Here is a 21,747-nt window from a genome sequence, read left to right as displayed (position 1 = left end):
GTTGCTGGACACTTCCATGATACCAAACAAAGAAGGTGTTTTTTTGTCAAGAGAAGGAAAAAATGCGCTCCGTCCTTACAGCCGTAGGGCGTTTAAGCTAATTTGTAGCTGCGAAAGTTGAGTTAGTAATTATAGCATTTACAAAAATTTTCTAATTATGCATATTGAAAATATATTTAAGTATATTTCAAATAAGATAATCCATTATTTATATAAAAAAAGAACAGGCAAGAAGCTATTTGGTTTAAAATAGGATTTAACTGTGGAGTCAACCCTAAAAAGTTCTCTTTTGCGTAATTTAGTTGCATTGGTTTTTTCCTCCTAAAGTGTGATTAAGTTTATTGTTGACCCTTTAAACGGACACAACGGACATTTTTACATAGTCAATCGTGAAGATTTGTTGGAATATTCATATTCCAATATGCATTTATGTCCGTTGAGACCAAGTCTGTGGAAAAGAAAAAGATTAAACATATCCCTTATCTTTTTTGAATTAAATGAGCTATTGGTTTCCGTTGAAGAGGAAAGCTCGGGTAATTTAATATTGCTTACAGAAACAGGTAATAATACTCTTTGACATTAAAGAAATATTCTTTAGAGGTGACGGAGATATGAACACAACTCAATTAAAACTAACATCAACGGAAATCGGAGCTTTGTGGGGGCAATACGTAAATGGCACGATGGTTAATTGTGTAAATAAGTATATGCTTTCAATTGTAGAGGATCAGTCCATAAGGGAGGTTTTTGAGGACGCAATTAAAATAACCGAAAATCAAATTCAGCAGGTTTTCGCTTTCATCCATAATGATGGATTCCCAATCCCCGTAGGGTTTACAGATTCAGATATCAACCCCAATATACAAAGGTTATTTTCAGATCTTTTTTGTTTGGATTATTTGTATCTCATGACAGTACATGGTATAAACGGTCACGTATACTCGCTCACTACATCCGTCAGAAAAGATTTAAGGGATTTTTTTGATTCCTGTTTGACGGAAGGAAAAAAAATGTACCATCGTACCGTTGATTTATTACTTGAAAAGGGGCATTTTCAAAGAGACCCGTATTTTTTCCCCCGTGCAAATCCAGAGTTTATTGATAGTAAAAAATATCTCGATGGTTATTGGGGAGATAAACGCCCTCTTTCAGCCACAGAAATCGGTAATATTTCCCTTAACCTGAAAAAAAGCATTATGGCAAAAACACTTGGAATTGCATTTAGTCAAATTGCTGGATCCAAGGAAATAAGGAAGTTTCTAACGGATGCAACTGAAACGGCAGATGACCACATTCAATTATTAAGCAAAAAATTAAAAGATGATAATTTACCTGTACCTATGTCATGGGAAACTGAAATAACCGAATCTACAGATTCACCATTTTCAGATAAACTCATCATGTATCACACTGGTTTCTTGTATCTAACTTCTCAATCTTATCACGGATTAGGATTGGCGGGTTCCATGAGATCCGATCTAATCGTTGATTATGAGAGAATTATTCTCAAAGACTTGACCGTAACAAAAAATTGGTTTGATATTATGATAAAAAATAAATGGTTAGAACAACCTCCAATTGCCCCAAACAGAAAAGAAATTGCTAAAGACCACTAATTATTGAGCTTTATACTCGGAAAACCCCTCTTTGAACATCTACAAAGAGGGGTTTTCATTTAAACGTAAACCAAAGTTTCTTAGGCTTATCTTCTTTTCACTTAAGGCTCTATAAAGCGTAGCTTTTGGTACGCCTGTCATATCCGTTATTTCAGCTACTGTGTATTCCTGGCCGTCATATAGCTTAATTGCTTGGTTAACCTTTTTCGGATCTGCTTTTGGGCGTCCGCCTAATCGTCCACGAGCTCTTGCAGCTGCAAGGCCTGCTTTCGTGCGCTCAATGATCATCTCGCGTTCCAATTCAGCAATAACACCAAGCATTTTAAACATGGCGCGGCCAGTTGGCGTTGTTGTATCCATGCCGTCACACAAGCTGACAAGCTCCACATTCAATTTTGTTAACTGCTCATATACTTCAATTAATTTTTTCGTTGAACGCGCTAAACGGTCCAGTTTATAAACGACAAATACATCGCCAGGGCGGAGCATGTCCAAAGCTTTTTGAAGTTCGGCTCTGTTGTCGTTTGCGCCGCTGGCCTTTTCGGTATAAATACGTTCGCAGCCTTCCTTTTCAAGCGCATCAAGCTGCAGATCCAATGACTGATGAATTGCCGAGCACCTTGCGTAACCAATTTTCAAAAATGATTCCTCCTAATGATTTATGACTGAACTTTCCTATCGGCAGTTTGCTGTATAATCCATTTTGCTAGAACACCAGCAATAATGTAGAAGAGAAAGGAATAAACCAGTTTCCAGCTATTTAATTCGTAATAATCCAACCAAATAAAAATGGGCTCACCTACAAAGGCAAGAAACGCGGCAAACACGGTATTTGAAATGAGAAAAGTTCTCCAACTAGAACATAATTGGTAAATCATCATCATGCTTGTCGGAACTAGTGAAATATCTGCGGGAAAAAGCGGCGGGATCATTTGGAACAACTTATCTGGATAGCCCCACCACAAAAGTTCCGTCCCTACATTGTCGAGAGCAATGGCGAAAATCGTGATTAGCGTTCCATATAACAAAGACTCTTGCCGCCTGGTTTTATCAGTGAATTTCCACCAAATAATCCAAGGTAGAATACTTAAAACTAAAAGGAGCCACCATTTCCAAGTAAGAAAATCATCGTGAATCCAATGCTGGTAGGACAACTCACTTAAGTGAGCTCTTTCATTTTGTACTTCATCATAAGATGGATATGAATTGTTCAATTAAATGGCCTCTTTCGTTTTAATTTTATTTTTCATATCCAAATCCTTAATTTCAAATTAAACAATTGTTTTTAACAAGGATGTCTCGTTTATAAACATTTGCCGTTTTTGATACATTGATTTAGGTATGAGTTTTGATACTCTTTTTTTATAGTAATAACCTATTTTTTTCTTTTCATACAAAACGTCTCCATAACCTTCGTTTTTGGAACAAAAAAATAGGAGAAACCATCCACGCTTGTGGTTTCTCCCAACATATAAATACGTTTTGTTATTCTCTTTTCATTGTTGCACTAATAACATCATCTATGATATATCTATTTAAAAATATATCGTAAATATTCATTTTATTTAAAAATTCAATTTTAGCTGTTTTGTCTTTCATCGGAATGTGACTCAGACCTATTATAATAACTTTTATTTGCGGAAATTCTTCACGAAGCTTCTTTATAGGTTCATTTTGTAAAACAAGCGAATTATCAACTATTGTATATGCAATCGCTTCGTTAAAGATAATTACGTCTGGTTGATTCAGTATAATTATGTTAAACAATTCATCTAGTTTCTGTGCAAAGCCAACTACTTGAAGTCCAACAGTTTTATGCATTTTTTCAATTAAATTTTGCCCGTGAGTTGTTAATAATACCTTCACGTTTATACCCACCCCTTATTGAATTACATTAAGGGATGTTTTTATAATTCCTGCTCTTAATTACTATTTATTTGAAAAATGGTTCATCGCTTAGCAAATGTCTTATTATATCTTTCGTTTTTGTTGTCCGAATGTATTTTTTTAAAGTTTTCGCAAACTGTCTAGTTTTAACATCACAGTCAATTGTATTTACTTTAAACTTTAAATCAGTTTCAACTATCCACACATAAGATACGGTTTCATCTTCTTGTTCGTAAGATTCTCCAGTTATTGCATAACCATCACGTCGTTCGTTGTGTTTACCCATTGTAAATTGAATGTATCCACATTTCTGGCCGCCCTCCATAGCAAAAGTTTAATTATTGGCTTATATAAATAAAGTTAAGATATTGTAAATGATGAAATAAGGCATCGATTTAGGGGTTAAAAAGGGAAGCGATAAGGCCGCGAAATGATTGAGCAATTTATACAAACAAAGCGCCACCAAAGTTAAAGAATCACTTAAGGCTATATAAAGACTAGAGTATAATTATATTGTTGCACAAAAGGAGCAAGGCGCACTCTTACCAGCGTGGGCCTTGCTCCTTTTCATTCCTTTAATTGATTTTCGGAAGGAGATTTGTTGATCATTTTGAATAATTAAAGATTTGAAACAATGTTGTTTTTAACTTACGATTCTCGCCGTACCTAAAGCGAAATGATGCCAAAGAATATCTTCTACCACATCGCCTTGCTTTTCTTCGCATTCCACAATTAATATGACTACTGAATTTTTACCGCGCAAAAGGCGCTTTTTTCTTTTAATAACTTTATAATAAAATAAATCAATTAAAAACCCTAATAAGAATCCTCCAAAAGTCCCGATAAGCCCCCAATAAATCGGTCCCCAGGCTAGTTTAAACCCAACACTTGCTCCAATAACTGCAAATGCAGTACCTAACATCGTTCCTGTACTAATAAGTGAAATCCCATCTGCGTTATGAATGCTATCAAACAATCTTCGCTCGGTTTTTCGATTTGTCAAAGGGACTGCAAAGATGTTTTCTTTATTGATGCCATTTTTCTCTAAAGAAGTAATCGCAAGCTCTAAATTTGTTGAGTGTTCAAAAGTGGAGAAAATTTGGATCACCTTTGTCACCTACCACTTTTCCCTTTTTTACCTTGAACTTGGGGTTTTGGAACTTTTTTATGAGATGAGTTTTTTGTTCAGAATCGAACAATTTGTTATTCTCCACTGTATTCATATACGAATCAAAAACAGCAAATCCCCACATCGAAGGCATATACAAAAGCCATTGTTTATCCAAAACTTCTGTCGCATGCGCTATCTCCCCAAGGAAAAGGTGATGAACGGCGACAAGGGTCTTTGAGAAATATAAAAAGATAATCGTCCATACAAGTGAAAAGAATGCCGTTAATATTCTGTGTATATGCAGTTGCCCAAGTCCAGGCATAAATAAAGACCAAAGGACAGACATAATAGGTTTTCGTTTGTCTAAATAATTGATTTCAAGTGCTCCGATGCTAAATGAGTTAAAGGGAGCATCCTCCCGTTCAGCGAGCAAGTAAACTTTATTCATATCGACGCAGGTTCGATAACTGTCCCAAATCCCAAATAAATAAACGGGAATATACATGAGCATCCATCTTGTGTCGATTGTTTCTTTTGCCAATTGAATATCGCCGCAAAAGGAATAAACCATGGCCAGGTTGATTTTAGCATTATAATTAACAATAACTTCCCAAATAAAAAGCACTAAGCCACGCAAATACTTGCTTAATAAAAGGTGACCAAATCCAGGGAAGGCTGCCGACCACCATGCGATAACATAAGGGTTTCGCAAATGAAATTGTGTTGTTCCAGCAATGCTAACATTGGCTTTGTAGCGACGAAACTTATTTTCAACATTTTCAAAGTTATTCATTAAATAGGCTTCCTTGCTTGCAAATTTTTGTATTTTTTATTATAACCTGTTCACGGTCATACATGCGTAGATGAAAAATGGAATTCGGTCTCGGGATAATCTTGAAATGAATCTTGCTCGATTTAAGAGTAATGGAGGAATTAATTATTCCTAACGGGAAGGAAATCTTAGAAATTAAACGTGCGAACCGACAGACTCCAGAGGAGCTTTTGAAAGGTTCTTTGGTTGTAATAAAATTAAAAAAACAAGTGGCATCTAAATCTGCCCCTTGTTTTTTCTATCAGTCGAAATAATATATTTCATTTTTATATTTAAAAATTAGCGTAAGTCTTTCCCCATCAGGATGAAGAAATAAGATTTCTTTAATATTATTTACTGTGTATTCGAGTTGTTTATTGTTATTACTTATTACCTGAAAATCAATCTCTTCTTCAGGATCCGAAGCATCCATGATCTCCTCTAAGTGGGGGAGCATCATAATCGTATTTTGTACCCGTTCCAAAAATCTTTCGTGTCCCTGTAGCTGCTTAAGCAGCTTTATCTCGTCTAGTTCGCCGCTGTAATCCACCTCGCAGTACATATCATCTATTTTGCCGCCTTCGTAATCGATAATCACTGTGACCGTCTCTGGCCTTGTATCAGACCGATCTAACGGTCTGAACTCTAACCATACTTCCTCGTGCCAGTGCGCCCTGTAATCCAAACATAGCTTTTCAAAATGTATGTCGGTGATATGATACAAACCGATATCACCTCCTCCTGTTACGCTATTGCCTTGCAGAGCTCTGTAGTGGGTTTAGGGGCCCGCTAAACCGCTTGTACGTCGCTTGGACACAATGATACGCTTTAAAGCGATTTTAGGGCAAATAACGAGCTATAGAGAGAATTTAAAGGGTAGGCTAGAGAAAAAATATTTAAGCCACTTAAAACGGATCCTAGCGCGTCTGAGAACAAATTTCGGATACCACAAAAAAGTGCTGAAATATAAAAAACGCTTAAAATATTAAAATTAATAAGGTTATGAACGATTGTGCATAATTCATAACCTCTATGGCACGATTATTTAGCTGAAAAAACCGTTTCTTCATTAATATGGAGAAACGGTTTTTTCGCTTTTGAACGTCCCTGGTCTTACGCTGCTTTTTCGAAATTTTCGGTTCCCTTTTAGTTACCGTTTCAGCTGCAGGGCTGATCGGAGGAGGCGGCATCCCCAAACCAGGTGAGGTCAGCTTAGCCCACCGGGGCGTGTTGTTTTTGGACGAGCTGCCCGAGTTTTCCCGGCTCGCGCTGGAGGTTCTTCGCCAACCGATGGAAGACCGGTTCGTTACCATTGGCCGAGCACGGGCGGTGTACACGTTTCCCGCTTCATTCTTGCTTGCTGCGTCCATGAATCCATGTCCATGTGGGTATTGGGGCAATGAGACGGACAGTCAGGGCTGCATTTGCAGTCCGCTTAAAATTACGAATTACCGATCAAAAATTTCCGGTCCACTGCTGGATCGAATCGACTTGCATGTGGAGGTGCCGCGAATGGATTACAAGGATTTAGGGGCAGCGAAAATGCAAACTTCCTCGGCTGAGATGAAAGCTATCGTGGAGCAGGCCCATGCGATCCAAAAAGAGCGATATGCCGGAAGCGGCCTCATGTTCAACAGTGAGCTCAGCGGGAAGCTGCTGCGCGAGCATGTGCGGCTGGATACCGAGTCGGCGGCGCTGCTGGAAAAATCGTTCGAGCTGCTCGGCCTGAGCGTCAGGGCGTACGACCGGATTTTAAAAATCGCTAGAACGATAGCCGATTTGGAAGGCCAACCGGCCGTGCAAAAGGAGCATGTGGCTGAAGCCCTGCACTACCGCTGCTTGGACAAAAAATAATTCCAATCTCGCGATTGGAATTAAAAGGCGCTGCGGATCTGCTCGATCGTCTGCACGACTCCGACGGAATCCGTTTGGACCGAAATGACGTCGAAGCGGATGGGGCGATCGTATTGCTTTTTTTGCAGCAAATAGACTTGTGCGGTTTCCGTGACTTGGCGCTGCTTGCGAAAATCCACCGATTCAGCCGGGGTTCCGAATTGACTCGATGAGCTTCGGGTTCGTACTTCTACAAATATTAACGTATCGCCTTCCTCAGCAATCAGATCAATTTCGCCCGACCTGCAGCGCCAATTGCGTCCGATGATCGTGTACCCCAGTTTCCTTAAATATTGCTCCGCAGCCGCTTCTCCCAGTGCACCGAGTTGTTTTTTGCTCAGGGTCGAACGGTTCACTTCGCACTCCCCCACCGCTTGGCTCTGCTGTCGGATCGATAGATAAACGTAAGCACTTCGGCTACTAGCATATACAGCTCCGGCGGAATGTTTTGATCGATATCCAGCTTGGACAGCACCTCGACCAGCGAAGCGTCCTCCTGAATCGGAACCCCGCTTTCTTTGGCCTTATCCAGAATGACTTCTGCGATGCGTCCTTTGCCTTTGGCAACGACTTTCGGTGCAGCTGACGTTTCTCTATCGTACTTGAGCGCCACAGCTTTTTTCAAGCCGGGCGAGCTCTTAGTCGTATCTTGGTTGGGATTTTTGTTCATACGCGAATATCCATGCCTTTATATGGTTTTTGCGTATAGACGGAGGTGATGGGCGTCGCCGGTTTGGTTTCGCGAGACTCTGTGGACGTTCCCGACGTGTCCGCTGCAACTTTCTCCGGATATGGACTGCATTTCATGGAAATAAATTGGTAGCCAACAGAAGCGAGCCCCTGTGCAATCTCCTCTTTACTTGCCTCCAGCAGCTGCTGGGTAAATGGAAGATTGTTATGAATATTCAAGCTAACGATACGGTTGACCACCTGCACATCTACCATGGTATCGCCCATGGCCTTCATCTGCAGGTCAAATACCAGGCGGCAGTTGCTTTCATCTAAGCTGCCGTTTTTTCCTTTGCGGGATTGGATATGGATCGCGGCAGTCTGCTCGCCGTTGGCATTCATCAAGGGCACAAAAAGTGTAACGTGTGAAAACATAGCCGTTCGGTCTTGGCTGAGCATCAGCTGCTGTCCGGTGATTTGCTGAACGGCCTGCTGCGCCGAATCCTTGAGGCTGCTGGATATGTCATCCGCCTGCGAGAGCTGGAGCAGGACGCTTTTGAGCGTGTCGGCAGCTTTGGCGTCGGCCGGCGACGCAGCGCTGCTGGCTGGGTCCGCTGTGCGGGACTCCAGCAGCTTCATGGCGTCGTGCTCATGCTCGACGCCCAACGCTTTCATCAGACGGCCCAGCACGTGGCCGTCTGATGAGGGGGCTGGCGCAGCCGCGGGCGCGGCGGGCGCAGCAGGGGCGGCTCCGGCGCTGGCAGCGCTAGCTCCTCCTGGCGAAGCACCAGCTTCGCCAGGAGGAGTTTGCGCGCCCGACGCGCCGGTTCGCGCCTCTGCCGCCGCTGGCGAGCCCTGGGCGCGGCCATCGCCGATGCGCTGCGGCGTATCCGCAGCGCCAGCGGGAGCCTGCTCAGCACTGCGTCTAGGCTGAGCTTCAGGCTGCTGCTGGCCCGGAGCAGCAGCTCGCTGAGGCAGCGGCTCCGCGCTATCCCCGTCCGCTGCCTCAGCGCCTGGTTCACCAGCAGGCGCAGCCGCCTTCTGCTGGCTGTCAACATCACCTGCCTGCAGCTGCGCGCCAGCAGCGCGGTTCACCCCAGCGCCATCCGCGGCGCCCCGCGGTGCTCCCTCAACCGCAGCGGGCACCTTTTGCTGCGGCTCTGCAGCAGCTACATCACTACCACTTGCAGCTCGCTGCGCAACCCCATGCACTCCCTCACTTGCACCATCCACCACATCATCCCCAACAAACGCACGCTGACCACCCGCAGCAGTCGCACCATCCTTACTAACTTGCTGCTGCGATTGCTGCGAATTCCCAACGACAGCTCTGCTAGCCTCCTCCGCAACACCCTGCGAGCCTATCGTCATCGCAGCCGCACCAGTTGCAGACGCCTGCTGCCCTGCTACAGCACCCCCTTGGCTCCCCCGCGGCTGCGCCTCGACTGCACCTCCAACCGTGGTTGCCGCATCATCTGCCGCTGCCGCATCATCTCCTGCAGATGCGATCAGCTGCCCTGCCGCATCCCGCACCTGCTGCACCAACTGCCTAGCGCTCTGCAGCAGCTCCCGCGTCTGCGGTGATAGCGAGGCTTCACCTTCACCGCCCAGCTCCTGCTGCACCAACGCCTCCAGTTGGGTCAACGTCGCGTGAAACGGCTCCCCCTGCACGGCTTGCCGAACCGAAAGCACGGTCTCCGGCGTTAACGGCAGCCCTTTCTGAAACGCAATGACCGCCGAAGGCAGCCATTGCTCCTGAGTCTGCTGAGTCGGCATGCGGGTCTGTAAATCAGCAAACGCCTGCACATTCTCTTTCGTCAAGCTGATTCCAGCTTGGTGAAGCGCTTGAACGAGCTGCCGATTCGCCGGGGAATCCGGCAAACCTACCGTCTTCAGCACCTCTCCCAGCGATACTTCCGCGATCGGGACATTCGAGCTTTGCATCGGCTTCAAAACCACTTGACCGGTCTCGGATTCCGGCTGTACCTGAAGCATCGTCACATCTCCCGGCTTCAGCGGCGTTTCAAGCTTAGCGCGAACCTGCACCCCGCCGATGCTCATCAAGGCATCCTGATCCGAAAACGACTGCAGCACCGTGCCCTTCACCACTTCGCCTACCTTTAGTTCAAGGGCTTTCGGCTCCGCAACCTTCGTTTCTCCAATAAAGCTCCGCATCAATCCGCTAATATTCATAACCTAATACCGCCCCCTTACCCGCTTGTCAGCCTATCCTATATAGATCAAAAGCCGGCCAAAGATCGCTTACGGCTCCTTCCGCATGCAATCCTCGCCGGCTTGTCGTTCCGGTGTACTATTTATATCGGCAATAGCCTCAATGGTTTGTAGGTTGTCGCTAAAACAACACCTGCTGCTCCACCTGAGCCTCAGCCTGGAGATTTCTCAAGAACGTCTTTCGGTGCAGTGGCGTTGCCCCAAACTCCAGAATACGCTCCCTGTGGGCTTTCGTAGCGTAGCCTTTATGTATTGCAATCCCATACTCGGGATACTCCAGATCCCACTGCTGGCACATCCGGTCCCTGGTGACCTTAGCAATAATCGAAGCCGCAGCGATCGATTGACTCAGCGCATCTCCATGGATCACAGCAAGCTGCTCGAGCTCCACGTCCACCTTTTCCGCATCCACCAATAAGAAGTCCGGTCCGGGATGGAGCTGCTCCACCGCAAGCTTCATGGCCAGACGCGCGGCCTGTTTAATGTTGATCTGCTCAATGGTTGGAACATCCACAATGCCAATGCCCACCGCAAGCGCTTCCGCCATGATGACCTCGTACAGCGCATCACGCTTTTTTTCACTCAGCTTCTTGGAATCGTTGACTTCCTCGAGCACCAGCCCTTGAGGCAAAATGATCGCGGCCGCTACCACATCCCCGAACAAGCAGCCTCTGCCCACCTCATCCACACCTGCGATGTACTGTTTTCCCTGCTGCCATAAGTCCTGTTCGTGCTCCAACACCTTGCTTCACCTACTCTTCTTCCATGCATGAACCTCATTATAACGCAGCCGCTTCCCCTCTGCCTATCCCCATTCGACAAAAAAAAATGTTCCCATCCCATTTTCAAGCCTCAGAAAAACAATAAAAATACCCCAGGGCTCAACGGCGAGCTCCCAGGGTATTCATTTAAACCATCAGCTGATGTGGTAGTTCCATACTGATCCGACCGAGCTTTCCAGCGCGCAGTTCGCGGAGAATGGTCAACGATGCTTTTTCCAAATCCACACGTCCACCACTTACTATCGCTCCCCGCTTCCGGCCAATATCCTCCATCAGCTTCACGATCGCGTCCGAATCCTCCGGGTCCGACGGAATGTTATCCAAGCCGAACCGTTCCTTCAGCGCTTCCTTATAATGAACGGCCAAGTATTTCATCGCGTAAAAGGCAATGTCTTCGATGTGCAAAATTTCTTCCTTAATCGCCCCAGTCACGGCTAGCTTCAATCCGACCTGCTGATCCTCGAACTTCGGCCATAAAATCCCCGGCGTATCCAGCAGTTCCATCTCGGTCCCCACTTTAATCCACTGTTGACCTTTGGTCACCCCAGGCTTATCCCCCGTAAGTGCGATCTTGCGTCCAGCCATCCGGTTGATCAAAGTGGACTTCCCCACGTTGGGAATGCCTACGATCAGCGCGCGAAGCGCCCGGGGATTCACCCCTTTGCGGATCTGCGCTTCAATCTTGTGCGCCAGAAGCTCCTTGCTGCGGTTCATGATTTCTTTGACGGGATTGCCGCCTACCGAATCGATCGGCAGCGCCTTGAGTCCTTGCTCCGCAAAATAGGCGACCCATTGCCGTGTGGCTTCAGGATCGGCCAAATCGCTCTTATTCAGCAAGACAAGCCTCGGCTTGTCCAGTAATATGTCATCAATCATGGGGTTTCGGCTGGACAACGGGATACGCGCATCCAGCAGCTCGATCGCCAAATCAATCAGCTTCAGCTTCTCCTGGATTTGCCTTCTTGCCCGTGTCATATGACCCGGAAACCATTGAATTGTCATTGAAGGTACCTACTTCCGTGCAGCCCGTTCGGTTTATTTAAAATGAACCAAGCTGATCTTATCGAACGGCCAAAAAATAAGGTCGGCGCGTCCTACGATTTTATCATATTTAACAAAGCCAACAGACGGGTCCCGGCTATCCGAGCTATTCGAGCGATTGTCCCCCATCACGAAAATACTGCCTTCCGGTACTGTTTGCTCCGCGAAATTTCTTGTGTTATAGGGTATCCCTTTTTTCGCTGCATCATCCAAAGCCGGCTTGATATACGTTTCATCCACCAGCTTGTTGTTTACGTACGTCTTATCGCCTTCCACTCGCACCGTCTCTCCCGGTACTGCAATGACACGCTTTATGTAATCCTTGTCTTTCGTCGCATGGAATACAACGACCTCACCATGTTGAGGCTTTGAGAATCGGTACATGAATTTGTTGACGATCAGCCGTTCACCCGTATAAAAATTCGGCTCCATCGACGGCCCTTCCACAATAAACGGGGCAAATACAAGCCAGCGAATAAAAAACACGAGAGCCGCCGCAATTAGCAGCGCTTTAATCCATTCCCAAGCTTCATTTTTGACCGGATTCGCGTTCTGTACGGTTTGATCCTGCTCCATAAGGGTTCCTGCCCTCTCGTTAACGTGGTTTTTAAAAAACGAAAAGGGGCTTGGTACTCCAGCCCCCTGTAGTTCGTCTTATCGAATTTCTTGAATTCTTGCTGCTTTACCGCGAAGACCACGAAGATAGTAGAGCTTCGCGCGACGGACTTTACCACGGCGAGCCACTTCAATCTTGTCGATTTTCGGAGTATGAAGCGGGAACGTTCTCTCAACGCCAACACCGTAAGAAATTTTTCTTACTGTGAAGGTTTCGCTGATTCCGCCGCCGCGGCGCTTAATTACAACGCCTTCGAACAGCTGGATCCGCTCGCGAGAACCCTCGATAACCTTAACGTGCACTTTCAAAGTGTCGCCTGGACGAAAGTTCGGAATATCGCTGCGGAGTTGTTCCTTAGTAATCTCCTGGATCAAATTCATGGATGACTCCCTCCTTCCACACAGGTGTTCTTGCCGCCTCTTGGGTAGTTAAACTGATCGATGTTATGCGCAGAGGACCACCGTTTTCCGTGACTAAATTGCCACAACGTTTTATATCATAGCACAGCTGCGATGGAAACTCAACTCAAATCTATTATTTTTCCGTATTTTTTTCCTCTGCCGCCTGAAGCTCTCGGAGCCATCGCTGCTCCTTCGGTGTTAGCTGTACATGCTTGAGCAAGTCAGGTCGCTTGCGCCAAGTTCTCAGCAACGACTGTTCGCGCCGCCACGCTTCAATATTCCCGTGATGGCCCGAGATCAGCACCTCCGGTACCTCCCAATCGCGGAACTTGGGCGGACGGGTATAGTGGGGATATTCCAGCAGCCCCGTGCTGAACGAATCCGTCACCGCAGAGGTCTCGTTCCCTAAGACACCTGGTAGAAGCCTTACGACACTATCGATGATCACCATGGCCGGCAGCTCGCCGCCTGTTAAGACGTAATCGCCGATCGACAGCTCGTCCGTTACCAAGTATTCTCGTATCCGCTCGTCGTAGCCTTCATAGTGACCGCAGATGAAAATGAGATGCTCCTCGCCGGACAGCTCCTCCGCTTTTTTCTGAGAGAAGGGCTCGCCCTGAGGGCACATCAGAACGACACGCGGCTTAGCCGTCAGCCCGGCCGTCACATCTTCCACCGCGGAAAAAATCGGCTCTGCCTTCAAGACCATTCCCCCGCCGCCGCCGTACGGATAGTCGTCCACTGTATTATGCTTATTGTTCGCATAGTCACGGAAATTAACCGTGTTAAGCGCCACAAGTCCCTTGTCTCTGGCCTTTCCAAGAATGCTGGAGGAAAATACGCCGTCAAACATCGCGGGAAACAGCGTCAGTACATCAATTCTCATAAATCCAACAAGCCTTCCATCAGCTCGACGACGACTTTCTTCTGCTCGATATCGACTTCCAATACCACTTCATCTATGTATGGCAGCAGCAATGGCTTACCAACCGGACGTTCCACGACCCAAACATCATTCGCACCTGGTGACAAAATTTCCGTGATGGTCCCCAGCTTCTCGCCGCTCTCCGTCTCTACTTTGCAGCCGATAATTTCATGGTAGTAAAACTCGTCCTCGTACAGGTCGCTCAAGTACTTCTCCTCAACCTTCAGCAGCCAGCCCTTGTATTTCTCCACCTCGTTGATGTCCCCGAAGCCTTGGAATTTCACGATATACATTTTTTTATGAAGACGCCCTGCCTCAACCAAGACCGGCATTGTCGTTTGCTTCTCAGGGTCAAAAAAGACCAGCTTGCTGCCTTTCGTAAACCGCTCTTCTGGAAAGTCCGTTTGAGGAACGATTTTGAGCTCGCCGCGAATGCCGTGCGTGTTCACTATTTTTCCGACCGTAAATAATTTTTCGCTCATGCTTTTACTGACCCTCCGGGACCTTTTGATAGACACCTATCCCAAACTACAAGAAAAGAGCTAGGAGCAGCTCCTAACTCTCATCTTTTCCAATTTTACGATAAAATTTCAACCGAAACGCGTTTCGGTTCCTTCACTGCAGCGGATGTGACTACCGTCCGGAGCGCTTTCGCAATACGGCCCTGCTTCCCGATCACTTTGCCGATGTCCTCGGGGTGAACGGAAATTTCATAGGTGACATTGCGCTCGTCTTCCTTCGTTGTCACGCGTACTTCATCCGGATGATCCACCAACGCCTTGGCGATAACGGTAATAAGATCCTTCATCGTACCCTCCGTCTACGTTGACGGCGGCCGTGAGCAAGCTCACGGTCCCAGCCGCAACGCCACTAATTACTTCTGCAGCTTGGATTCATGAAACTTTTTCAAAATGCCCGCTTGGCTGAACAGACTGCGAACGGTATCGGAAGCTTGAGCACCTGTTTGAAGCCATTTCAGTGCTTTCTCCTCGTCGATATTCACAGCAGCTGGTTGAGCAACTGGGTTATAAGTACCGATCTCCTCGATGAAGCGACCATCACGAGGGGAACGGGAGTCCGAAACTACCACACGGTAGAAAGGAGCTTTGTGAGCGCCCATACGCTTAAGACGAATGCGAGTTGCCATTGTTAAATTCACCTCCCTAGTAGAGTAAACTTCTGTAAACTTTAATCGGTCTAACATTTATCGTGCGTTAGAACGGAAATTTCATTCCGCGTCCAAGCTTCTTCAAGTTCTTCATCTGCTTCTGCCCTTTCGGGCCCATCATGCTGGAAAATTGCTTCATCATCTTGCGCATATCTTCAAACTGCTTAATGAAGCGGTTGACGTCCTGCACCGAATTGCCGCTGCCTGCAGCCAGACGCTTGCGCCGGCTCGTGCTGAGCAAATCCGGATTTTGACGTTCAGCTTTGGTCATCGACTTCACAATCGCGGCCACGCGGGCCATTTGCTTGTCGTCGACCTTCATGTCCTTCATGCCTTTGATCTTCCCGGCACCCGGCAGCATATCCAGCAGCTGATCCAGTGGACCCAGCTTCTTGACCTGCTCCATCTGCTCGAGGAAATCGTCGAACGTGAACTCGGCCGTACGCAGCTTGCGTTCCATCTCTTTCGCCTTGTCGGCGTCGATGCTTGCCTGCGCTTTCTCGATCAGGGTGAGCATGTCGCCCATGCCGAGAATCCGCGAAGCCATTCGCTCCGGATGGAACGGCTCCAGTGCATCCATCTTCTCGCCCATACCGACGAACTTAATCGGACAGCCAGTGACGGCTTTGACCGACAAGGCCGCACCGCCGCGCGTATCGCCGTCGAGCTTCGACAGCACGACACCCGTGAGTTCGAGCTGCTTATGGAAGCTCTCCGCCACATTCACGGCATCCTGCCCCGTCATGGCGTCCACCACAAGCAGAATCTCATCCGGACCTACCGCTTCGACGATCTGCTTGAGCTCTTCCATCAGCGCTTCGTCGATATGTAAACGACCCGCAGTATCGATGATCAAATAATCGTTGTTGTGGTCCTTCGCATGCTGCAATGCTTGCTTGGCAATCTCGACTGGATTCACCTTATCGCCGAGCGAAAATACCGGAACCTTGATCTGCTCGCCCAGAACTTGCAGCTGCTTAATCGCAGCAGGCCGGTAAATATCCGCCGCCGCGAGCAGCGGCCGGTGATTCTGCGACTGCAGCATCTTGGCCAGCTTACCGGTCATCGTTGTCTTACCGGCACCCTGCAACCCTGCCATCATAATGATGGTAGGCGGTTTATTTGAACGGGCCAGCTTGCTCTGCGTGCCGCCCATCAGCTCCGTCAGTTCCTTGTTGACGATGTCGATAACGATCATAGCTGGAGTAAAGCTTTGCAGCACTTCTTGCCCAATGGCACGTTCTTTGACCTTAGCGATGAAATCTTTGACCACCTTGAAGTTAACATCCGCTTCAAGCAGCGCAAGTCGAACTTCGCGCAGCGCCTCGTTTACATCGTCCTCCGTGAGCTTGCCTTTGCCCCGCAGCTTGCTGAACACATTCTGCAGGCGGCCGGCCAATCCTTCAAATGCCATAAGTCGTCACCTCTCTTGGGAGGAAAATTAATCCATTTCAGCAAGCCGCTCCGTAATGCTCCGAATCGAACCTCTGTCTTCAGGAAGCTCTTCGACTAATCGCTTGAGCTCGTGAAGCAGGCGCTGCCGTTCACCGTACTTCGACAGCAGCTGCAGCTTGGTTTCATATTCTTCCAACACGGACTCGGCTCGTTTAATATGCTCGTAGACCGCTTGACGGCTGATGCTGAACTCTGATGCAATCTCGCCAAGCGAATAATCGTCATGAAAATAATGCTTCAAAAAGATCTGCTGCTTCTCCGTTAGCAGAAGCTGATAAAAATCAAACAACAGATTGACGCGATTCGTCTTCTGAAGGACGCTTTCTTCTGTCATCTGTGCCTCACCCCCGTTAAGGTAAAACACTTTACAGCGAAACAACAGAACTTATCATACTGAAAACCCAATCGGTTGTCAAGCATTTATCCTTGTCAGGCAATTTCCCTATTATTCAGCGCCTTTTTCATCCTCGGAGGCGATCCATTTGCTGAACAGTGCGTGGACAAACTGATCGGAATCGAACGGCTGCAGATCATCCATTTTCTCGCCGAGACCGACGAATTTCACCGGCAGCTTAAGCTCCTGGCGAATCGCTACAACGATCCCGCCTTTCGCTGTGCTGTCCAGCTTGGAGAGCACCAGACCGGTAAGGCCGGTCTTCTCGTCGAACAGCTTGGCTTGCACCAAAGCGTTCTGCCCTGTCGTGGCATCGAGCACCAGCAGCACCTCATGCGGCGCATCCGGCACTTCGCGACGAATGACACGGTAGATCTTGTTCAGCTCTTCCATCAGGTTCACTTTATTCTGCAAACGGCCGGCAGTATCGCACAGCAATACATCGACACCACGGGATTTTGCTGCATGCAGCGCATCGAACATGACCGCAGCCGGATCGGAGCCTGCTTGCTGCTTAATCACATCGACACCCGCACGCTTACCCCATTCCTCCAGCTGCTCGATGGCCCCTGCACGGAATGTATCTCCTGCAGCGAGGAGCACCTTTTTCCCCTGCGACTTAAGCATGTGGGCCATCTTGCCGATCGTCGTTGTCTTCCCGACACCATTGACCCCGACAAACAAAATGACGGTCAGACCGGACGGTGCCATTTGCAAGCCCCTTTCCTCGTCTCCCTTAAGCAGACCGATCAGCATCTCGGACAGGATAGGCTGCAATTCGCTTGGATTTTCAATCTTCCGCTTCTTGACTTCAGCACGCAGATCGGCGATCAGCTTGAGCACCGTGTTCACACCAACGTCAGCTGAGATCAAAATCTCCTCGAGCTCTTCATAAAAATCCTCGTCGATCTTCTTGCGGCGTGAAAATAAATCCTCGACCCGGTCCACGAACACATCGCGCGTTTTGGCGAGGCCTTCTTTAAATTTATTGGTGACCGCTTCGGTTTTGGATGAAATGGTCTCTTTCAGTTTCTTAAAAAAGCTCACGAGCTCTCCGCCTCCAATACGTTCCTATTAACCCGCTTCCATGATCGCTTCGTCCTCTTCTAGCCGGACGGAAACGAGCTTGGACACGCCGCCCTCTTCCATCGTAACGCCATACAGCACGTCCGCTTCTTCCATTGTGCCTTTGCGGTGCGTGACCACGATAAACTGTGTTTGCGTTGAAAATTCCCGCAAATATTCTGCAAAACGCGCTACATTCGCTTCATCCAGCGCGGCCTCTACCTCGTCGAGCACGCAGAACGGCACCGGCTTCACACGGATGATCGAGAACAGCAGCGCGATCGCTGTCAGCGCCCGCTCACCACCAGAGAGCAGCTGCAGGTTTTGCAGCTTTTTGCCTGGCGGTTGGGCAACGATGTCGATCCCCGTATCGAGCAGGTTGTCCGGCTCAGAAAGAATCAGGTCCGCGCGACCGCCGCCGAACAGCTTCGAGAAGACGACGACAAAATGCGAGCGGATCGCATCAAAGGTAGTGCGGAACCGTTTGCCCATCTCTTCGTCCATCTCGCGGATTACCGTGTAGAGCGCAGTTTTCGCATCTACCAAATCGTTCTTCTGCGTGGAGAGGAACTCGAATCGCTCATTGACCCGCTGGAATTCTTCAATGGCTCCTAGGTTCACGTTGCCTAAGATGGCGATTTCGCGCTTCAGGTCCCGAACCTTATTCTGCGTCCCCAGGACGTCCTCCGGGACCGGATAGCGCTCTTTGGCCAGCTCAAAGCTCAGCTCGTAATCCTCCGACAGCTTCTTGAGCACGTTCTCCAGCTCGACATCCAGACGGTTCACGCGCACTTCCGTTTGGTGCATCTGTTCTTCGACCTGCCGAAGCTCTGCGCGCTGTTCCTTGGTCTTGTTCTCCTCCGCCTCGAGCTTCGTGATCCATTGGGCGCGTTCGGCCCGCTTCACATCCAGCTGCTCCGCGCAGGCTTGCTTGCGCAGCTTCAGATCGTTCAGCAGCTCAATTTGCTGCACCGACTCCTGGTCATGGCTGTTCATTTCGGATTCCAGGTCCCGCTGCGTCTTCCGGTTCGCTTCCAGCTCCGCCGTCAACAGCTCCAGCTCCGCTCGGAATCTGCGTTCCTGCTCCAAAAGCGATTGCTTCTCTTGCGTGTGGGAGGCCACCTTCACCTTCAAGTCGGTCAGCTGCGTCTGCAGCTCCTCCTTGGCAAATTCGCTCGCCTTACGGCGCACCTCCGCATCGCGGATCGCTTGCTGCAGCTCGGCTTCTTCCCGCTGCAGCCGCTCCAGCGCTTCCAAGGCGGCTCCCCGTCGGGCCTCCAGCTCGCTGCGCTCCTGCGTCAGCGATTCGCCGTCCGCGCCATACAGCGCGAGCTGCTCCGCCACCTGCTTCGCCTCTTGCTCGAGCGGCTCCAATGTAGCGCGAATCTGCTGCTCCTCGATGCGCTTGCTCTCGCCCTGCACCCGAAGCTCGTCCAGCTCGCGGTTCACTTCGGCGATTTCGCCCCGCACCTGCTCGACCTTCTTCCGCATGTCGCCCAGCTGCGCTTGGGACATTGCGATGTCCTTATCCATCTCCTCGATCTGCCGTTGACGGCTCAAGAGGCTGGTGGTCTTTTTCTGCTGGCTGCCCCCGGTCATGGAACCGCCCGGATTAACCACGTCGCCCTCCAGCGTCACCACGCGATAACGGTACTGGATGCGCGCAGCGATCCGGTTGGCGTATTCAAGCGAGTCGGCAATGATCACATTGCCGAGCAGGCTGCCTACAATTTGACGGTACGTATCCTCAAATTGGACCAAATCCACCGCAATGCCGACGAAGCCTTCCATCCCCTGCACCTGACGCTGTTCATGCTCCGGAATGGACCGGCCACGGATGACGTCGAGCGGAAGAAAGGTGGCGCGTCCCAGCTGCCTGCGCTTCAAAAACGCGATCGCCTCGCGCCCGTTCGCCTCATTGTCGACGACAATGTGCTGAAGCGCTCCGCCGAGAGCGGTTTCGACTGCGACCTCGACGTCAGCCGGCACCTTCACGAGCTCAGCCACGGCGCCCTTGATACCGCGTAAATCGCCGCGGTCCTTGGCCTTCAGCACTTCCTTAACGCCGTGCATAAAGCCGTCGTAGTCATTCGCCATCTCGCGCATCGTATCGCGGCGCGACACGAGGGCGTCGATCTTTTGCTCCCACTTGCGCACGGTTGCTTGAGCTTCTTCCGACAGGGTCTGCTTCGCCTTTAGTCCAGTGCTCAGGTCCAGGTACTGATTGCGCACATCGGCTATGCTCTTGACGGCTTCCTGCAGCCGCTGCTCCAGCTTCGCTTTCCGCTCGCTAATGCCCTCTTGCTGCTCCCGCCACTTGCGGTGCTCATCTCCGAGCCGCTCCATCCTGCGGCTGAGCGCTTCTAGCTGCTGCTCCGCGTAACGCGACTCATTGCGAGCGTTCGCCATTTCATTCAGCTTCTCGAGCAGCTCGCCCTTCAGCCTGTCCTCTTCCTCGCTGCTGAGTCCACCCGCTACGCCAAGCAAGCGGTCTTCCTCTTCCTTCAGCTTCGCTTGAAACACGTTCAGCTCCGCCGAAATGGCGGCGAGCTTCTCCCGCTGCTGGGCGATCTCCGCTTCCTTATCGAGGATGCGCTGCTCTTGCTGGGCGATTGTCAGCTGGAGCTGACTGCTGTTGGCCGCATAATTTTTCTTGCGCTCCTTGAGCACTTCGCCTTGGCCTTCGCACTTCTCGAACTCCTCGCTAAGCTGCAGCAAATCTTGCCCCAGCTTCTCGATCTCCTCGTCCAGCCGACGCGTTTCCCAGCGGTCCTTCTCGAGCTGAGCATCATGCTTGCTGACAAACCCGGACAGCTCCAGCTGCGTTTCCTTCAGCTTGTCCAATCTTGCATTGGTCTCCGTCCACGTCTCATAAATCTGCTCAATCTGGTAGACGTACATCGCGATTTCGCTGGACTTCAGCTCCTCCTTCAATTGCTTGAAGCGAACCGCCTTTTCCGATTGGATGCGCAGCGGCTCCAGCTGATCCTCCAGCTCGGAAACCAAATCATGAATCCGCAGCAAATTTTGCTCGGTTTCCTGCAGCTTCTTCTCGGTTTCCTTCTTGCGCGATTTATATTTAACGATCCCCGAAGCCTCTTCAAAAATGCCGCGGCGTTCTTCTGATTTCGTACTTAAAATTTCTTCAATGCGCCCCTGTCCAATGATCGAATACGCTTCTTTCCCGATCCCGGTATCCATGAACAGCTCGGTAATGTCCTTCAGCCGGCAAGCCTGGCGATTGATCATATATTCGCTCTCGCCGCTGCGATGCACCCTCCGGGTAACCGTCACTTCGCTAAAATCCAGCGGCAGCGACTGGCTCGCATTGTCGAGCGTCAGCGAAACTTCGCCGTAATTGACCGCTTTGCGGGCATCGCTTCCGGCAAAGATGATGTCTTCCATCTTGCCCCCGCGGAGCGACCTGGCACTCTGCTCCCCCAACACCCAGCGGATCCCGTCGGAAATGTTGCTCTTCCCACTACCATTGGGACCGACGACCGCGGTGATCCCTTGAACGAACTCCAGCTCGGTTTTATCTGCGAACGATTTGAACCCTTGCAGCTCGATTCGTTTTAAAAACAAATTGTCTCACCCCTATTGCAACTGTTACAAGCATTACTTGTCAGTTGTCAATCATTCTATTTCAACTCAGTCGTCCCTCTATTGTACCATAATCCT

At 49.0% G+C, this 21,747-nt stretch carries 23 protein-coding genes and 1 pseudogene; 2 read left to right on the top strand and 22 right to left on the bottom strand.

What is annotated here, in order from left to right; genetic code table 11:
• The first annotated feature begins 611 nt into the window (after positions 1 to 611).
• Positions 612 to 1,616 carry a DUF3231 family protein gene (locus FPZ49_RS17245; RefSeq protein WP_144849126.1) on the top strand — a complete coding sequence of 335 codons (1,005 nt, stop codon included), beginning with the start codon at positions 612 to 614 and terminating at the stop codon, positions 1,614 to 1,616.
• A 39-nt stretch (positions 1,617 to 1,655) separates the two neighbouring features.
• On the opposite strand, the gene FPZ49_RS17240 is transcribed toward FPZ49_RS17245, so the two are convergent.
• The 7 genes from FPZ49_RS17240 to FPZ49_RS17210 all read right to left on the bottom strand — a co-directional run bounded on the left by FPZ49_RS17240 (position 1,656) and on the right by FPZ49_RS17210 (position 6,149).
• On the bottom strand, positions 1,656 to 2,255 hold the full coding sequence (locus tag FPZ49_RS17240; protein ID WP_144849123.1) for a recombinase family protein: 600 nt from the start codon (positions 2,253 to 2,255) through the stop codon (positions 1,656 to 1,658).
• A 20-nt stretch (positions 2,256 to 2,275) separates the two neighbouring features.
• Entirely contained in the window at positions 2,276 to 2,830 is a 555-nt protein-coding gene (locus tag FPZ49_RS17235; RefSeq protein ID WP_144849120.1) for a CBO0543 family protein, read from the bottom strand.
• A gap of 271 nt (positions 2,831 to 3,101) precedes the next feature.
• Positions 3,102 to 3,482, bottom strand: a complete 381-nt coding sequence (locus FPZ49_RS17230) for a response regulator transcription factor (protein ID WP_144849118.1) — start codon at positions 3,480 to 3,482, stop codon at positions 3,102 to 3,104.
• A gap of 67 nt (positions 3,483 to 3,549) precedes the next feature.
• Entirely contained in the window at positions 3,550 to 3,789 is a 240-nt protein-coding gene (locus tag FPZ49_RS17225; protein WP_144849115.1) for a hypothetical protein, read from the bottom strand.
• Positions 3,790 to 4,146: 357 nt separating this feature from the next.
• Positions 4,147 to 4,611, bottom strand: coding sequence for a hypothetical protein (locus FPZ49_RS17220; protein WP_144849144.1), 465 nt, complete (start codon positions 4,609 to 4,611; stop codon positions 4,147 to 4,149).
• Entirely contained in the window at positions 4,586 to 5,407 is an 822-nt protein-coding gene (locus FPZ49_RS17215) for a hypothetical protein (protein WP_144849112.1), read from the bottom strand. Before FPZ49_RS17215 ends, FPZ49_RS17220 begins: the two co-directional genes overlap by 26 nt.
• A 280-nt stretch (positions 5,408 to 5,687) precedes the next feature.
• Positions 5,688 to 6,149: a hypothetical protein gene (locus tag FPZ49_RS17210; RefSeq protein ID WP_144849109.1), complete on the bottom strand. Its 462-nt coding sequence runs from the start codon at positions 6,147 to 6,149 to the stop codon at positions 5,688 to 5,690.
• A 428-nt stretch (positions 6,150 to 6,577) separates the two neighbouring features.
• On the opposite strand from FPZ49_RS17210, the pseudogene FPZ49_RS17205 reads away from it, so the two are divergent.
• Positions 6,578 to 7,279, top strand: a pseudogene (locus FPZ49_RS17205) (ATP-binding protein); the annotation flags it as partial.
• A 20-nt stretch (positions 7,280 to 7,299) separates the two neighbouring features.
• Here the strand turns inward: FPZ49_RS17205 and FPZ49_RS17200 are convergent.
• From FPZ49_RS17200 to smc, 15 genes are all read right to left on the bottom strand, one after another.
• On the bottom strand, positions 7,300 to 7,674 hold the full coding sequence (locus tag FPZ49_RS17200) for a YraN family protein (protein ID WP_144849103.1): 375 nt from the start codon (positions 7,672 to 7,674) through the stop codon (positions 7,300 to 7,302).
• Positions 7,671 to 7,988, bottom strand: coding sequence for an EscU/YscU/HrcU family type III secretion system export apparatus switch protein (locus tag FPZ49_RS17195; RefSeq protein ID WP_144849100.1), 318 nt, complete (start codon positions 7,986 to 7,988; stop codon positions 7,671 to 7,673). The genes FPZ49_RS17200 and FPZ49_RS17195 overlap by 4 nt, the downstream gene beginning before the upstream one ends.
• Positions 7,985 to 10,180 carry a hypothetical protein gene (locus FPZ49_RS17190; protein WP_144849097.1) on the bottom strand — a complete coding sequence of 732 codons (2,196 nt, stop codon included), beginning with the start codon at positions 10,178 to 10,180 and terminating at the stop codon, positions 7,985 to 7,987. The genes FPZ49_RS17195 and FPZ49_RS17190 overlap by 4 nt, the downstream gene beginning before the upstream one ends.
• A gap of 160 nt (positions 10,181 to 10,340) precedes the next feature.
• The gene (locus tag FPZ49_RS17185; protein WP_144849094.1) at positions 10,341 to 10,961 is read right to left on the bottom strand and encodes a ribonuclease HII; all 621 of its coding nucleotides are present in this window, start codon (positions 10,959 to 10,961) and stop codon (positions 10,341 to 10,343) included.
• Positions 10,962 to 11,127: 166 nt separating this feature from the next.
• Positions 11,128 to 12,003, bottom strand: coding sequence for a ribosome biogenesis GTPase YlqF (gene ylqF, locus FPZ49_RS17180; protein WP_144849092.1), 876 nt, complete (start codon positions 12,001 to 12,003; stop codon positions 11,128 to 11,130).
• Between the two features lie 33 nt (positions 12,004 to 12,036).
• Positions 12,037 to 12,618 (bottom strand): signal peptidase I, encoded by a 582-nt coding sequence (gene lepB / locus FPZ49_RS17175; RefSeq protein ID WP_144849089.1) that lies wholly within the window; start codon positions 12,616 to 12,618, stop codon positions 12,037 to 12,039.
• Positions 12,619 to 12,696: 78 nt separating this feature from the next.
• The gene (gene rplS / locus FPZ49_RS17170; RefSeq protein WP_144849086.1) at positions 12,697 to 13,038 is read right to left on the bottom strand and encodes a 50S ribosomal protein L19; all 342 of its coding nucleotides are present in this window, start codon (positions 13,036 to 13,038) and stop codon (positions 12,697 to 12,699) included.
• 154 nt (positions 13,039 to 13,192) lie between these two features.
• Positions 13,193 to 13,945, bottom strand: coding sequence for a tRNA (guanosine(37)-N1)-methyltransferase TrmD (gene trmD, locus FPZ49_RS17165; protein ID WP_144849083.1), 753 nt, complete (start codon positions 13,943 to 13,945; stop codon positions 13,193 to 13,195).
• On the bottom strand, positions 13,942 to 14,466 hold the full coding sequence (rimM, locus tag FPZ49_RS17160; RefSeq protein WP_144849080.1) for a ribosome maturation factor RimM: 525 nt from the start codon (positions 14,464 to 14,466) through the stop codon (positions 13,942 to 13,944). Before rimM ends, trmD begins: the two co-directional genes overlap by 4 nt.
• 95 nt (positions 14,467 to 14,561) lie before the next feature.
• Complete coding sequence (locus tag FPZ49_RS17155) at positions 14,562 to 14,792, bottom strand: KH domain-containing protein (RefSeq protein WP_144849077.1); 231 nt, start codon at positions 14,790 to 14,792, stop codon at positions 14,562 to 14,564.
• Positions 14,793 to 14,858: 66 nt separating this feature from the next.
• Positions 14,859 to 15,131: a 30S ribosomal protein S16 gene (rpsP, locus tag FPZ49_RS17150; protein ID WP_144849074.1), complete on the bottom strand. Its 273-nt coding sequence runs from the start codon at positions 15,129 to 15,131 to the stop codon at positions 14,859 to 14,861.
• A 67-nt stretch (positions 15,132 to 15,198) separates the two neighbouring features.
• Positions 15,199 to 16,566, bottom strand: a complete 1,368-nt coding sequence (ffh, locus tag FPZ49_RS17145) for a signal recognition particle protein (protein WP_144849071.1) — start codon at positions 16,564 to 16,566, stop codon at positions 15,199 to 15,201.
• A 27-nt stretch (positions 16,567 to 16,593) separates the two neighbouring features.
• A complete protein-coding gene (locus FPZ49_RS17140; protein WP_144849068.1) occupies positions 16,594 to 16,941 on the bottom strand; it encodes a putative DNA-binding protein in 348 nt (115 codons plus the stop codon).
• 111 nt (positions 16,942 to 17,052) lie between these two features.
• Positions 17,053 to 18,048 (bottom strand): signal recognition particle-docking protein FtsY, encoded by a 996-nt coding sequence (ftsY, locus tag FPZ49_RS17135; protein ID WP_144849066.1) that lies wholly within the window; start codon positions 18,046 to 18,048, stop codon positions 17,053 to 17,055.
• Between the two features lie 27 nt (positions 18,049 to 18,075).
• A complete protein-coding gene (gene smc / locus FPZ49_RS17130) occupies positions 18,076 to 21,651 on the bottom strand; it encodes a chromosome segregation protein SMC (RefSeq protein ID WP_144849063.1) in 3,576 nt (1,191 codons plus the stop codon).
• Positions 21,652 to 21,747 lie beyond the last annotated feature (96 nt).

Origin of the sequence: Paenibacillus cremeus (assembly GCF_007786445.1) — a bacterium.
Classification (GTDB): domain Bacteria; phylum Bacillota; class Bacilli; order Paenibacillales; family NBRC-103111; genus Paenibacillus_G; species Paenibacillus_G cremeus.
This window is presented reverse-complemented; position numbering and strand designations above follow the sequence as displayed.

Coding starts and splice junctions, on each gene's coding strand:
- rplS (WP_144849086.1), bottom strand. CDS start 13,038: ATGAATTTGATCCAGGAGATTACTAAGGAACAACTCCGCAGCGATATT.
- FPZ49_RS17155 (WP_144849077.1), bottom strand. CDS start 14,792: ATGAAGGATCTTATTACCGTTATCGCCAAGGCGTTGGTGGATCATCCG.
- FPZ49_RS17190 (WP_144849097.1), bottom strand. CDS start 10,180: ATGAATATTAGCGGATTGATGCGGAGCTTTATTGGAGAAACGAAGGTT.
- ffh (WP_144849071.1), bottom strand. CDS start 16,566: ATGGCATTTGAAGGATTGGCCGGCCGCCTGCAGAATGTGTTCAGCAAG.
- FPZ49_RS17225 (WP_144849115.1), bottom strand. CDS start 3,789: ATGGGTAAACACAACGAACGACGTGATGGTTATGCAATAACTGGAGAA.
- ylqF (WP_144849092.1), bottom strand. CDS start 12,003: ATGACAATTCAATGGTTTCCGGGTCATATGACACGGGCAAGAAGGCAA.
- lepB (WP_144849089.1), bottom strand. CDS start 12,618: ATGGAGCAGGATCAAACCGTACAGAACGCGAATCCGGTCAAAAATGAA.
- rimM (WP_144849080.1), bottom strand. CDS start 14,466: ATGAGCGAAAAATTATTTACGGTCGGAAAAATAGTGAACACGCACGGC.
- FPZ49_RS17195 (WP_144849100.1), bottom strand. CDS start 7,988: ATGAACAAAAATCCCAACCAAGATACGACTAAGAGCTCGCCCGGCTTG.
- rpsP (WP_144849074.1), bottom strand. CDS start 15,131: ATGGCAACTCGCATTCGTCTTAAGCGTATGGGCGCTCACAAAGCTCCT.
- FPZ49_RS17140 (WP_144849068.1), bottom strand. CDS start 16,941: ATGACAGAAGAAAGCGTCCTTCAGAAGACGAATCGCGTCAATCTGTTG.
- FPZ49_RS17215 (WP_144849112.1), bottom strand. CDS start 5,407: ATGAATAACTTTGAAAATGTTGAAAATAAGTTTCGTCGCTACAAAGCC.
- trmD (WP_144849083.1), bottom strand. CDS start 13,945: ATGAGAATTGATGTACTGACGCTGTTTCCCGCGATGTTTGACGGCGTA.
- FPZ49_RS17245 (WP_144849126.1), top strand. CDS start 612: ATGAACACAACTCAATTAAAACTAACATCAACGGAAATCGGAGCTTTG.